Raw genomic sequence first — 12,605 nt, forward strand, 5'->3', positions numbered from 1 at the left:
GTATGTCACATTCTCCTCCCGCGGGGAGTCATCGATTCAGATCCGCGAAACCTCGCTGATGGTTCGGAAATCAACGCTCGGTCATGACCGGTTTGGAGACATCATGAAGTCAACCATCCTGCTCACCGGGGGCACTGGCAATCTTGGACGCCATGTCACGCCGCTGCTGCTGAATGCCAACTTCAAGGTTCGGGTGCTCAGCCGAAGCAGTCGTGAATCGACGGACGGTGTCGACTACGTGACCGGAGACCTGCTCAAGGGCGAGGGGGTCGAGCCCGCGGTCGACGGCGCCGACATCATTTTGCACCTGGCCGGTGGACCCAAGGGCGACGATGAGTCAACCCGGAATTTGGTGCGAGCTGCATCCCGAGCCGGAGTTGAACATTTGGTTTACATCTCGGTGATCGGGGCGGATCGGGTGCCGCTGGCTTGGCTCAGGTCCAAGCTCGGCGCAGAGCGGGCTGTGGCCGAATCCGGCGTGCCATGGACGACGTTGCGCGCCGCTCAGTTCCACGGCTTGATCCTGACCATGGTGGAGAAGATGGCGAAGCTGCCGGTAGTGCCTGCCCCGGGCGGGCTCCGGTTCCAGCCGGTCGATCCGGGCGAGGTGGCGGCCAGGCTCGTGGAACTGACTCTCGACAAGCCAGCCGGTCTGGTGCCCGACCTCGCCGGCCCGAAGGTGTATGAGATGGGCGATTTGATCCGCGGATACCTACAGGCGCGCGGCATGCGCCGGCTGATCTTGCCGGTCCGGATCCCAGGAAAGGCCGGCCGCGCATACCGAGCCGGCGAAAATCTCTCCCTCGACGGTGCCACAGTGGGTCAGCGGACCTGGGAAGACTTCCTGGCCGACTCTCTGCGCTAGCGGGGCTCTTGCTGCACCTCGGCACCCGCGGCGCGGATGCGCTCGAATCGTCGCGGCGAGCTGGAAGCGGGGCGCGTCAGCTTTACCTGGCGGAGTGCTCGTTTGGGGCTGCGGAGCAAGTCGAGGAAGGTCTGCCGGAAGGGCGATGGTCGCTGGCCGGCTTTGTCGTAGAGGACTTCCTACGCGTGCCCCGAACCGGCCGGCAACAAGACCAGGCGAGACGCCTGAGTGGCCTTGTTCAGTGCGCAGGCCGGGCAACCATTCCAGCTGGCTGGAATGGCACGGGGGTTGCGACTCTCCAGATCAATCGGGGAGGTTGATGTCGTTGGCGATTGTTGTGCCCAGTGGGGTGCGTTGGTAGAGCACACGGCGCCCTGACCGCCAGGACATGACCAGGCCGCTTTGGCGAAGGACGCTCAGGTGCTGGCTGACGGCGGGTGAGCTCTGTCCGAGCCGGAGCGATAGTTCGAGGGTGCATAGTGGATTGTCGAGTGCTGCGAGGATCGAGGCGCGGCTGCGGCCGAGTAGTGCGCCCAGGTATCCGTTCGGAGCGTCTCGCGATTGGCTGTCCCACAGTTTGCCGACCCCACGGGCCGGATAGGTCAGGCTGCCGGCGGCATCGCCGACCGGCTGCGCGAAGATGACCTTTGGCCAGACGAACACCGACGGGACGAGGGTCAACCCGTGCTTGAGGCTGATTTCGTCGTCCACGCGTTTGTCCAGATACAGGACTCCGCCCTGCAGGCTGACCTCGGTGTTCATGCTCGCGAACAGGGCCTGCACGCCTGCCTCGGTAAGCAGGGACGCTCGGTGCGCTATGTCGTCGTCGAGAACTGATCTCATCGCTGTCCAATAGGGTTCGATCGCGACCGCCCAATAGATTCCGAACGCGTCAGCAAGGTGTTCGGCCGCTCTCGGACTGGCAAGGAAGCCCCTGAGCACCGCCGGCATCGGAGCGGATTGCCAGGTCTCGCCGAGCTGATGGCGCAGCACCTCGACCGGTAGTTGGGCAAGGACCTGCAGCTGGTGCTCCAAAGAGGTGTTTGTGGATTCGATGGCACCGAACAGGCAATCGGCGATCGAGGGATGTGGTGGTACGACCACAGCCAACAGTGAAAGGTCGGCCCGTTCCAACCGGGTTGCCGCAATGGCGAACCAGGCGCGGTGTACCGGCCTGATCCGGGCGGCGCCAAGATGCCACAAACTCGCGGTCATCTCACCGAGCGGGGAGCAACCGAACCTCAGCCGGCTGAGCCCGGGCGACCCGAGATCGAGCTTGATCATCGTTACACGCTACGTGGATACCGGTCGGAGCCGGAGCGATTCGGCTGTGTATGAATCCCATCGGGGACGGCCCCTGAGGTCGGCTCGGGTCTGGCTCCGCCCGCTGCGCTCAGTCCCGAAGGCTCGACCGCGGCGAGCAGCGAGTCGCCCTTCGCGCTGCGCTGATAGTGGACCCAACGACCGGACCGGCGCGCAGTCAGCAGACCGGACCGTCGGAGCAGGGACAGGTGCTGATTCACCGCGGCCGGGCTCTGGCCCAGCAGCGCTGCCAGCTCTGTGGTCGACTGAGGCAGTTCGAGGTAGGAAAGGATCGTCGCGCGGCTCCGCCCAATGAGCGCCGCCAGGGCAGGCTCAACGTCCGGCAGGGCGAGCACCAGCCAGGGACGGGGCAGGCGGCGGACACCGTAGATGAGAGAGATCTGGTGGGGATCCTCCTGCGCAACGACAAGATGAGGCCAGACGAACACCGACGGCACCAGCAAGACGCCCCGGCCGCGGGCAGCGATCGGGGCGTCAGTCGCCGGCTTGGAAATATGCAGCGATTCCCCCTTCACCCGCAGATCACGATGCAGGCTGTCGATCACGTCGGCCAGCCCCGCCTTGACCAGCAACTCTGACCGGTAGGCGATGTCGTCATCCAGCAAGGCGCGAATGTGGAGCCAGAATGGTGCGATCACCAGGCGCCAGTACTCCGCTATGGCATCGGCCAGCAGACCCGGGCCGGCTTCCCCACTCCCGACCAGGCCCCGCGCCGCTGCCGGCATCTGACCACCCGCCCACGTCCGCTCCAGCGCCTCCGCGAGTTGCCCGGCCGGCAACGCCCTCACCAGCTCAAGCTGACCACCGATCTTCGTACCTGTGCCCACTGAACCCGTCAGTAGAAAGTCCGGAAGATGATGACGACACGGCATCACCGCGGACAACAGCGCCATATCAACCCGGCAAAGCAACGGGCGAACAGCATCGAACCAACCCCGATGCGCCTGCGGCACATCACCACACGACAACAACCGCACACTCGACGTCACCTCGGCCAACGGCGAATACCCAAACGCAGTCCGGCCGACATCCTCAGCGCTAAGTGGAATCCCGATCACCCTCGCATCGTACGAAGCGGAAGGGTCTGCGTGGCCAATCTCGTGAATTGTTGTAACCCTGTTGGCAACCGCTTTCTCCTGGTTACCAGCCGCTCGCTGAGTGCGTTGTCCGATCCGTTCTGCGCCTGATCGCGATTGCTTTAGACATTAATTAATCCACCCGTGAAGATTTGCGCGCCGCAAGGGCATCAGCTAGCCACGAGAGCGCGAGCCCATCGTGGGATCGCTGGTGCTGGCCAGGCCGTCTTCCAGGTGGCCGGCGAATCGGCGGGTGAAGCCGTCGGTGGTGTCGGCGGTCGCGGTCAGGTCGTACCAGCCGTTGGTGCTGTTCGTGCTCCACCAGTCCTCGGTGCTGGCGCCTGCGGCGAGCTGGTAGCTCCAGGGGCCGCCGGCCCGGTTGTTGACCCGGATGGTGAGCACGCAGGGCTTGGTACCGGTGTTCGTCATCTTCAGCCAGACCAGCTTGTCGGACGGCGCGTAGCGCAAGGTGACCTCGGGGTTGGCGTTGCCGGGCTTGGTGGCGGTGACTCTGTTGCCGGCGAAGCGGCGGACGAATCCGTTCGGGCCGGTGACGGTCAGGTCGTAGGCGCCCTCCGGTGTGCCCGCCATCCAGTAGTCCGAGACGGAGTTCCCGGCGCCCACGGTGTAGCGCCACGGGCCGTCGGTGCGGAAGGCATTGGCACGTACGTAGAAGTGGGCGCCGGCCGTCCCGGTGTTGGTGAAGTCGAGCCAGAGCTTGTCGCTGGCGACGCGGCCGGAAACGGTGAGGGTGTAGGGCAGCGGCCGCGCGGGACGGGTGCCGGATTCCTGTGCTGGTAGCGCTTGCGTGCTCGGCGGCGCGGGATAGGTCGTGTCCCAGCCGGGCGTCGGGGGCGTGGTGGGAAGAGCTGGGTAGGTGACGTTGGTGGTGCTCAGGTCGAGTGCGGTGGTCAGGTCGCCGCAGACCGCGCGTCGCCAGGGGGAGATGTTGGGCTCGGCGATGCCGCTCCACTTCTCGAGGAACTGCAGTACCGAGGTGTGGTCGAAGACCTGGGAGCACACGTTTCCGCCGCGGGACCAGGGCGAGACGACGAGCATCGGGACTCGGGCGCCCAGACCGATGGGTTCGGCGCCGACGAGCTCGTCGGTGATGGCGACTGTGGACTGCCCCTCGTCGGCGTTCACCGGCGGTGCGGGCGGCGGTACATGGTCGAAGTAGCCGTCGTTCTCGTCGTAGGTGATCAGGACGAGAGTCTTGTTCCACGTCTGCGGGCTGGAGGCGAGTTTGTCGAGGATGTCCTTGGTGAAGTTGGCGCCTTCGGCCGGGCCCCAGGCCGGGTGTTCACACTTCGGCTCCGGAGCCACGATCCAGGAGACCGCGGGGAGCCGGCCGGCCGCGATGTCGTCACCGAACGCGGTGACGAGCTGGTCAGCGCCGACTCGTTGCAGGCCGCGGTCGTACAGGCTGCGTTCGGCGGCAGTGAGAGTGCCGACCCCGGCGGCGAGCTGGGACAGGAGGGTCGCCCGCTGGGTGGCGGATGCCTTGCGCACTCCGTCGTCGTAGAAGAATTCGAGCTTGCTGTACGACGTTCTGGCGAGTGCCTTCTTGCCGATGTCGAGGAATTTCTTGAAGAAGTCCAGGGAGTTGTCGCCGTAGTTGTCCCACTCCTGGTAGACCTGCCAGCTCTTGTTCGCCGCTTCGAGCCGCTCGGCGTACGTGGTCCAGGTGTAGCCGGTATGGCCCGGGTTCCGCCACGAGTCGTTGCCGATGGCCCGCTTGCTGGTGCCCGGCTCGAAACCGAGTTTGCCGGTGAACAGGTAGAACCGGTTCGGGTTGGTCGGTCCGAGTTCGGAGCAGTGGTACGAGTCGCAGATCGTGAACGCGTCGGCGAGCGCGTAGTAGAACGGCAGCGCGGACCGCAGATGCGTCGCCATGCTGTATTTGGTCTTCTGCGGGACCCATTGGTCATACCGGCCGTGGTTCCAGGCGGCGTGACCGCTGCCCCAGTCGTGCGGGGTTCCGGTCATGTACTGGCTTGCCACCGGGTACGGCAGCACGTAGCCGGCCCCGTCAGGCTGGTAGAAGACCGACCGGCCGGTGGACAGGGTTGGCGCGGTGGGGTCGTTGAACCCGCGGACGCCGCGGAGCGATCCGAAGTAGTGGTCGAAGGAGCGATTCTCCTGCATCAGGATCACGACATGCTCGATCATTTCCAGGCCGCCGGTAGGGGCGGGCGCCGCCAGGGCGCGTTGCACACTGGCGGGCAGTGCCGCGAAGGCGCCGGTGGCCGCCGCGGTCAATCCCGCTGATCGAAGAAAGTCTCGCCTGTCCATCGTCATCGGTCGTCACCTGTTCTGTCAGTGGGCGGGCAGCAGGGGAGCGCAGGACCACGTCCAGCATTCCCCGCCCGCGCCAACCCACGCGTCGACGCGCCGACGCCTTAAGCTCACGACTCATGAACGACGCGCAGGTGCACCCGGGTGAGCCGCGACTGCCGGCCGCGATCGGGGTGCTCGCCGCGATCGTCCTGTACGCCGCACTGCCGAGCGCCTTGCAAGTAGGACCCCGGTACGTCGTACCGGTCCTGGAGCTCGCTCTCTTCATCCCTTTGGTGCTGGCCAATCCGCGCCGGATGAGCCGGGAGAACAGGCTCCTGCGCCGGTTGTCGATCTCCCTGGTGCTGTTGATCGCCGCCACGAACCTTGCCGCTCTCGTGCAACTCATCCACTCGCTGGTGTCCGGCGAGGCGACGGCGGGCGGGCAACTGCTGGCGGCCGCCGGGCAGGTCTGGCTGACCAATGTGCTCGTCTTCGCGCTCGCGTTCTGGGAGCTCGATCGCGGTGGCCCGGTGACCCGCTTCCGGGTCAAGCGCCCGAAGCTGCCGGACGCCGACTTCAGGTTCCCGCAGGACGAGGACCAGGACGCCATCACCGAGGTCGCCCGCCGCTCCTCGGCCAGGGCGGGCTGGGTCCCTGGCTTCGTCGACTACCTCTACATCTCGATCACCAACTCATCGGCCTTCAGCCCCACTGACACCATGCCGCTGACCCCGCGAGCCAAGCTCCTGATGGCCGCCGAGTCGGTGTCCGCGCTGATGATCTCCGTACTGGTCGTCTCCTTCGGCGTCGGTCTCCTCATGCAATGACCTTCAGCTGATCGGGCGCGCACGAAGTACTAGGGCGCCTCGACCGGGTGGTACTCGCAGGCGTTGGCCAGGTCGGCGGGGGCCGTGGGGTTCGGCGTTGTGGGCTTGCTCGTCGTGGGCTTGCTGGTTGGCTTTCCCGTGGTCTTCGTTGGTTGCGGCGTCGGTGTGGCTGCCGGGGCAGCAGGATTGGCGGACAGTGCTGCGGCCACGGTGGCGCGCAGGCCGTCGTAGTCCGGGTGCAGGTAGGCGAACTTGAGCTTGTGCCCGTCCAGCGCCACCTCCGAGACCTTCGCCGACTTGATCTTCAGGGCGAGGTCGAGGAAGGCCGGCAGCAGCTCCTGCGGGATATCGGTGCGCAGCATGTTCTTGCCGACCTCGGCCAGGCTGCGGTAGCTCTTCAGCAGGTTCGGCACCGTCGCGGCCTGGGCGATCGCGTGGATGGCGCAGCGCTGCCGGGCGCTGCGGGCGTCGTCCGGGTTCGGGATCTGGTACCGGCCGCGGGCATACCAAAGTGCTTCCAGGCCCCACAGATGCTTGTTCTGCGCGGGTTGGAGGTAGTAGTTCGGCGGCCGCTTGGCGTCGTCGCTGCCGCCGACCGGGATCGGGTAGTTGATGTTGACGGTGATCCCGCCGAGCGCGTTGACGAGCTGGGTGAAGCCGGCCAGGTTGATCTGCACGTAGTAGTCCAGCTTCACCCCGGTGGCCTCGCCGACCGACAGCTTGAGGATGTCCGCGCCCTCGTTGTCGGACGGCCCGACGATGCCCGGGTGCTCCGCGGGCACGTTCTTGTAGATCGCGTCGAGCATCCACTCCAGCCGCTGCGGAATGGTGATGCCCTCCTTGCCGAACCCGTCCGGGTACGCGTCGTGCAGTTTGCTGCCCTCCGGGAACGGCATGAAGGTGAGCTTGCGCGGCAGCGAGATCAGCGAGACGTTGCCGGTGACGGTGTCGATACTCGCGATGATCACCGTGTCGGTCCGGGTACCGTCGCGGCCGGCCGCGTCGTCGGCGCCGAGCAGCAGCACGTTGACCCGCGGCTTGCCGGCCCACGGATCCTTCTTGTTCTTGATGGTCGGCCGGGTCGCGCTCTTGCTGTTGCCGCCGGCGAAGACCGTCTGCACCAGGTCCTGCTGGGTCCGCGCGGTCTGCACCCCCAGCGCGGTCGGCACCGCGACCGCGAAGCTGAGCATCCCGACCAGTACCGCGCCGCCGACCCGTGAGCCCTTGGTGGCGACGCCGGGCCGCAGTGCCCGGTGGGAGGTGACGATGACGATGATCCAGAGCGTGCCGAGCAGGCACAGCCCGAGCGTGAGGTACCGCAGCTGCTTCGGCGCCACCGCCAGCTCGAGGATCCGGTCCCGCTGGGTGAGCCCGAGATAGCCGGCCAGCGCGAGCAGACCGAGGCTGATGGTCAGTACCACCGCGCCGAGCTTCTTCCGGCCCGCGAGCAGGTAACCGGTGCCCGGGATCAGGGAGCCGAGCAGCGTCAGCGCGAGCACGGCGCCAGTACTGCGGGGTCGGTCGGCCCGCCGTCGGGGGGCGGCTCGCCGCGCGCGGCGGCGGGAATGTTCCGGATCGTGCTGGTCACTCGGCATCGGTGTGTCTACAACTCCGTCCAAGGGAGAGTTGGGCGCACACAATATGACGTACTCGGGGTGCACTTGGTTGTCGGTTTACCAAGGCCTGACGTTGGCTGACGGATCGTATCCACCGGATCACTCACCGCACCCGGGCCGCCGATGTTGCCCTGAGCAACTTCATCCGGCACCGTCAGGTGAAGGTCTTGGTGATCTCGGTCAGCAACTCCTGGGTCTTGCGCGGCGTACTGGCCGCGATCGACAGCGAGTCCATCGTGATCACGTACTCGTCCAGATCCTCCAGCTTGTCGAGGTAGACAGCACTGGTCAGATGCTCGATGTAGACGACGTCGGGCAGGTCCGCGTCGGCGAACCGGAGCAGGCTGAACGCGCCGCCGGTGGCCGCGTAGCCGCCGGCGGCGAACGGCAGGATCTGCAGCGTCACGTTGGGCAGCCGGGAGAGCTCGGCCAGGTGCTCGAGCTGCGCGCGCAGGACCGCCCGGCCGCCGATCGGGCGGCGCAGTACGGCCTCGTCGACGATCGCCCAGAGCCGGGTCGGCGCCGATCCCTCCAGGATCTCCTGCCGGGTCTTGCGCAGGGCGACCAGCCGGTCGATCTCGGCCGCGGGCAACGGCCGGTCGCCGCGGCCGAGCCGGATCACCGCGCGGGCGTAGTCGGGGGTCTGCAGCAGGCCGGGCACGAACTGGACCTCGTAGGTCCGGATCAGCTCGGCGGCCATCTCCAGCCCGAGGTAGGAGTGGAACCAGTTCGGCGTGATGTCGTCGTAGCGCTGCCACCAGCCCGGGTTGTTCGCCTGCTTGGCCAGCGAGATCAGCCGGGCGCGTTCGCTGTCGTCCTTGAGCTTGTAGAGGCTGAGCAGATCCTCGACGTCGCGGACCTTGAAACCGACCCGGCCGAGCTCGAGCCGGCTGATCTTCGACTCCGAGCCACGGATCGCGTAGCCGGCCTCGCCACGGGTGATCCCGGCGTCCTCGCGCATCCGGCGGAGGTGGGCGCCGAGCATGATCCGCAGTGCGGTCGGCCCGCCCGGCGTGCCTTGCTCTGTCACCGCCGTCCTCCCTGTCGCTGACGCAGAGAAGGATCATTTCACGATTAGGGCCAGGCCGGGGCAGGCCGACGCGCCCCCACGAGCTGGAATCGTTCCCCTACTGTTAGTAGGCTCTGCTTTCCAGCCACGTTCTGCCGACGATCTGCGAGGTCGCACATGTCCGACGCCACGATTTCCCCGAGCTCGGTACCGGTCGGGGTGGACACGTCGCGGGCGAGCATCGCGCGCGTCTACGACGCGTTCCTCGGTGGCAAGGACAACTTCGAGATCGACCGCGAGGTACTGCGCCAGGTGGCGACGGTGGCCCCGCAGGTGACGGACCTGGCCTGGTCGAACCGCAACTTCCTCGTCCGCGCCTGCCGCTTCCTGGCCGGCCAAGCGGGCATCACGCAGTACCTGGACTGTGGATCCGGCCTCCCGACGGCGGAGAACACCCACCAGATCGTGCAGCGACTGCAGCCGACGGCCAAGGTGCTCTACGTCGACAACGACCCGGTGGTGCTCGCGCACGGCCGCGCGCTGCTGGAGGAGAACGACCAGACGCTGTTCGTCAGCGCCGACATCTTCAAGCCCGGCGAGGTGCTGGACAACCCCGAGGTCCGCGAGTTCCTCGACTTCAGCCAGCCGATCGCGCTGATCCAGAACGGCACCCTGCACCACTACCTCGGCGACGACGGCCCCGGCCTGATCAAGCAGTACGCCGACGCGCTGGCGCCGGGGTCGTACGTGGTGATCTCGCACTTCATGGACCCGGAGACGCCGGAGCACGCCAAAACCGCGCGGGCGCTGGAGGAGCGGTTCACCCACAGCCCGATGGGCAGCGGCCTGTTCCGCACCCGCGACAAGATCGCCGAGATGTTCGGCGACCTCGAGCTGGTCGAGCCCGGCCTGGTCCTGTGCGACGAGTGGTGGCCGGATGGCCCGCGGGTGAAGCCGCTCAGCCAGATCGAGGAGTGCATCGCCGGCGGCATCGGCCGCAAGAACTAAGAAGTTTCCGAGACCAGTACTGCGGTAGTACCTGCGGCGAGTGCCTTGAACAGATGGGGCACGTCGCCGGGGTAAGCGATGTAGTCGCCGGGCTGTAGCTCGACCGGCTCTTCCAGTGGGCCGATCAGGGCGCGCCCGGTGCTCAGTACTACGTGTTCGATCGTGCCCGGCATGTGCGGCTGGGACTCGCGGCCCGGGCCGGGTGCGACCACGATGCGGTAGAGGTCGCGCCGGGCGTGGGGTGGGCTGGCGGCGACCAGCGTCGCGCTGTAGTCGGAGTGCTCCGAGTAGATCGCCGGGCCCTCGTTCGCGCGGATCACCTGGACCTTCGGGCGCTGTGGTTCGAGCAGGTCGGCGAACTGGATCTCGAGGGCGACGGAGAGCGCCCAGAGCGTCTCGACGCTCGGGTTGCCGGTGCCCGACTCCAGCTGGGACAGGGTGGACTTCGCGACGCCCGCGCGCCTGGCCACCTCGGTGAGGGAAAGGCCGGCCCTGCCCCGCTCCCGGCGCAGCGAGGATGCGATCACGTCAAGTGGTGCCTTGCTGTCCATCGGTGTTCGCTCCATCGGTCCAGGTGTTCGGCTTGACGAACGACTGTGATCTGTTCATCATAAACGCCATGCGTTCGATATGGCGAACAATCTCAGAGGTGTCCGCGACCCTGGATCGCGGGTTGCTGCGCGATATCGGCCTGGTCTGCCTGGCTGACGGCGTGGTCGGGCTCTCGTACGGCGCGATCAGCGTCGGTGGGGGACTGCCGTTGTGGGTGCCGGTGGCGTTGTCGCTGCTGGTGTTCGCCGGGGCGTCGCAATTCCTGTTCGTCGGGATCGTCGCGGCCGGTGGCAGCCCGATCGCGGCGACGATCGCCGGGTTGCTGGTGAACACCCGGCACGTCGCCTTCGGGCTGGCCGTGAGCGACGTGATCGGCGGCGGCTGGAAACGGCTGCCCGGAAGTCACCTGATGACGGACGAGAATGTGGCCTTCGCGCTCGGGCAGGAGGACCTGCGGCAGAAGCGGGCGGCGTACTGGGCGTGTGGGATCGGGATCTTCGTCTGCTGGAGCATCGGCGTCGTGATCGGGGCGGCGGCCGGGTCGGTGATCACCGATACCGATGTCTTCGGGCTGGATGCCGCGTTCCCCGCTGTGCTGCTGGCGTTGGTGCTGCCGGCTCTTCGCGATCGGTCGACCCGGACGGCCGCTGCGATCGGTGTCGTGGTCGCACTCGTGGTCACGCCGTTCCTGCCGGCCGGGTTGCCTGTTCTGTTCGCCCTGGTGGGGTTGCTCTTCTATCGCGTTGAGAAGCGCACTTTGGAGACCGTCGGATGAGCAACACGGTGATGGTGGCGGCGATCCTGGTACTTGCCGTAGGCACCTTTTCGTTGCGGCTCGCGGGGCCGTTGCTGCGGACCCGGTTCGAGTTGCCCGATCGGGCGCAGCAGGTGATGTCGGCGGCCGCGGTCGTGCTGCTCGCCGCGCTGGTGGCGACGGCCGCGCTGACCGACGGACACAGCGACGCGGGGATCGCGCGACCAGCGGGGGTACTGGTCGGCGGCGTACTGGCCTGGCGGAAGGCGCCGTTCGTACTGGTGGTGGTGGCAGCCGCCGCTACGGCTGCCGGGTTGCGGCTGCTCGGCGTACCGTGACCGCCTCTAGCGGCTGCTCGGCGTACCCGTGACCGCTTCTTGCAGCTAACGTTCGGCCATGAGACGAGTGGGGATCGCCAGTTTCGTGGTGGGGGCCGCGCTCGCCGTGTTCTTCGTCGTCATGATCGTGCGGAGCGCGCCGAGTATGCCGAAGCCGATCGGCGACGGGGTGGTGCATGTGTCGAAGAAGGGGCTGACGCTCTGGGCGTCGCAGCCTGGTGTGAAGGCGACCTGCGAGGTGAAGACGGCGGGCGGCGTGGACGTCCCGCTGGAGGTCGAGAGTGGATCCGAGTCGCTCGAGATCAACGGCACGGCCTGGTACCTCGTCGCGCGGTCGACTGAGGTGGTGCCGGCCGGCGACTACGTGGTCAACTGCATCGACGACGGTTCCGATACGACGTACGCCGTCGCGCGGCGGAGCTCGATCGGCATCTTCGTGCTGTCGATCCTGGGCCTGGTCTTCTCCGTGCTGATCTTCGTGATCCTGGGCACGACCCTGCTCGCGGCCGGCTCCCGCCGCAGCAAGCGCAACCCGAACATCACCTTCCGCGACGGCCCACCCAACTACCCACCGCCCGGCGGACCCCAGTACGGGCCTCCTGGGCCGCAGGGCAACACGTTCCCCGGCTACCCGCCGCCCAACACCTACAACCCCGGCCCCAACCCCGACCGGCCTCAGGATCGCCCTCAGGACAGCTAGTGCCGCAGCCACGCAAGACACTGCTCTGGGCCGCGATCGCGTCGCTACTGATCGGCACAGTGCTGGGCGTCACCTTCCTGATCCTCTACCGCAGACGTCAACCCGCGAGAGCTGCCTCGAGATAGAGCTCCAGACGCTCCTGGAGAAGCTCCGGGGTCAGGTCACTCCGCCCGAGGTCCCGCCACGGTCCGGCGACCTTCTCCGCGTCCGGCGCGAAGGCGAGGGCATCCAGCAACAGCCAGTAGCGGTGGTCGTCG

At 67.1% G+C, this 12,605-nt stretch carries 12 protein-coding genes and 1 pseudogene; 6 read left to right on the forward strand and 7 right to left on the reverse strand.

Features of this window, described 5'->3' with window-relative positions:
* The first annotated feature begins 103 nt into the window (after nucleotides 1–103).
* Nucleotides 104–865 carry an NAD(P)H-binding protein gene (locus tag G3I17_RS33795; protein WP_164602303.1) on the forward strand — a complete coding sequence of 254 codons (762 nt, stop codon included), beginning with the start codon at nucleotides 104–106 and terminating at the stop codon, nucleotides 863–865.
* Between the two features lie 303 nt (nucleotides 866–1,168).
* Here G3I17_RS33795 and G3I17_RS33800 read toward each other — a convergent pair whose 3' ends face one another.
* From G3I17_RS33800 to G3I17_RS33810, 3 genes are all read right to left on the reverse strand, one after another.
* Nucleotides 1,169–2,080, reverse strand: coding sequence for a DUF5937 family protein (locus tag G3I17_RS33800; RefSeq protein ID WP_164602305.1), 912 nt, complete (start codon nucleotides 2,078–2,080; stop codon nucleotides 1,169–1,171).
* 71 nt (nucleotides 2,081–2,151) lie between these two features.
* Complete coding sequence (locus G3I17_RS33805; RefSeq protein WP_343238515.1) at nucleotides 2,152–3,177, reverse strand: DUF5937 family protein; 1,026 nt, start codon at nucleotides 3,175–3,177, stop codon at nucleotides 2,152–2,154.
* A 261-nt stretch (nucleotides 3,178–3,438) separates the two neighbouring features.
* A complete protein-coding gene (locus G3I17_RS33810; RefSeq protein WP_203591131.1) occupies nucleotides 3,439–5,565 on the reverse strand; it encodes a phospholipase C, phosphocholine-specific in 2,127 nt (708 codons plus the stop codon).
* Nucleotides 5,566–5,681: 116 nt separating this feature from the next.
* Here G3I17_RS33810 and G3I17_RS33815 point away from each other — a divergent pair, with 116 nt between their 5' ends.
* A complete protein-coding gene (locus tag G3I17_RS33815; RefSeq protein ID WP_164602309.1) occupies nucleotides 5,682–6,371 on the forward strand; it encodes a hypothetical protein in 690 nt (229 codons plus the stop codon).
* A gap of 29 nt (nucleotides 6,372–6,400) precedes the next feature.
* On the opposite strand, the gene G3I17_RS33820 is transcribed toward G3I17_RS33815, so the two are convergent.
* Nucleotides 6,401–7,966, reverse strand: coding sequence for an LCP family protein (locus G3I17_RS33820; RefSeq protein ID WP_164602311.1), 1,566 nt, complete (start codon nucleotides 7,964–7,966; stop codon nucleotides 6,401–6,403).
* A gap of 175 nt (nucleotides 7,967–8,141) precedes the next feature.
* Nucleotides 8,142–9,017, reverse strand: a complete 876-nt coding sequence (locus G3I17_RS33825) for a helix-turn-helix transcriptional regulator (protein WP_343238510.1) — start codon at nucleotides 9,015–9,017, stop codon at nucleotides 8,142–8,144.
* A gap of 156 nt (nucleotides 9,018–9,173) precedes the next feature.
* Here G3I17_RS33825 and G3I17_RS33830 point away from each other — a divergent pair, with 156 nt between their 5' ends.
* The gene (locus G3I17_RS33830) at nucleotides 9,174–10,004 is read left to right on the forward strand and encodes an SAM-dependent methyltransferase (RefSeq protein WP_164602313.1); all 831 of its coding nucleotides are present in this window, start codon (nucleotides 9,174–9,176) and stop codon (nucleotides 10,002–10,004) included.
* On the opposite strand, the gene G3I17_RS33835 is transcribed toward G3I17_RS33830, so the two are convergent.
* Nucleotides 10,001–10,555, reverse strand: a complete 555-nt coding sequence (locus tag G3I17_RS33835) for an XRE family transcriptional regulator (RefSeq protein ID WP_164602315.1) — start codon at nucleotides 10,553–10,555, stop codon at nucleotides 10,001–10,003. The two genes, G3I17_RS33830 and G3I17_RS33835, sit on opposite strands and share 4 nt — an antisense overlap.
* Nucleotides 10,556–10,623: 68 nt before the next feature.
* On the opposite strand from G3I17_RS33835, the gene G3I17_RS33840 reads away from it, so the two are divergent.
* The 3 genes from G3I17_RS33840 to G3I17_RS33850 are packed head-to-tail and all read left to right on the forward strand — an operon-like array spanning nucleotide 10,624 to nucleotide 12,348.
* The gene (locus tag G3I17_RS33840) at nucleotides 10,624–11,331 is read left to right on the forward strand and encodes an AzlC family ABC transporter permease (RefSeq protein WP_164602317.1); all 708 of its coding nucleotides are present in this window, start codon (nucleotides 10,624–10,626) and stop codon (nucleotides 11,329–11,331) included.
* Nucleotides 11,328–11,648: an AzlD domain-containing protein gene (locus tag G3I17_RS33845; protein WP_164602319.1), complete on the forward strand. Its 321-nt coding sequence runs from the start codon at nucleotides 11,328–11,330 to the stop codon at nucleotides 11,646–11,648. The genes G3I17_RS33840 and G3I17_RS33845 overlap by 4 nt, the downstream gene beginning before the upstream one ends.
* A 58-nt stretch (nucleotides 11,649–11,706) precedes the next feature.
* On the forward strand, nucleotides 11,707–12,348 hold the full coding sequence (locus tag G3I17_RS33850) for a hypothetical protein (RefSeq protein ID WP_164602321.1): 642 nt from the start codon (nucleotides 11,707–11,709) through the stop codon (nucleotides 12,346–12,348).
* Between the two features lie 97 nt (nucleotides 12,349–12,445).
* Here G3I17_RS33850 and G3I17_RS33855 read toward each other — a convergent pair.
* Nucleotides 12,446–12,598 (reverse strand): annotated as a pseudogene (locus G3I17_RS33855) (aminoglycoside phosphotransferase family protein); the annotation flags it as partial.
* Nucleotides 12,599–12,605 lie beyond the last annotated feature (7 nt).

This window comes from Streptomyces sp. SID13031 (genome assembly GCF_010548305.1).
GTDB lineage: Bacteria > Actinomycetota > Actinomycetes > Propionibacteriales > Kribbellaceae > Kribbella.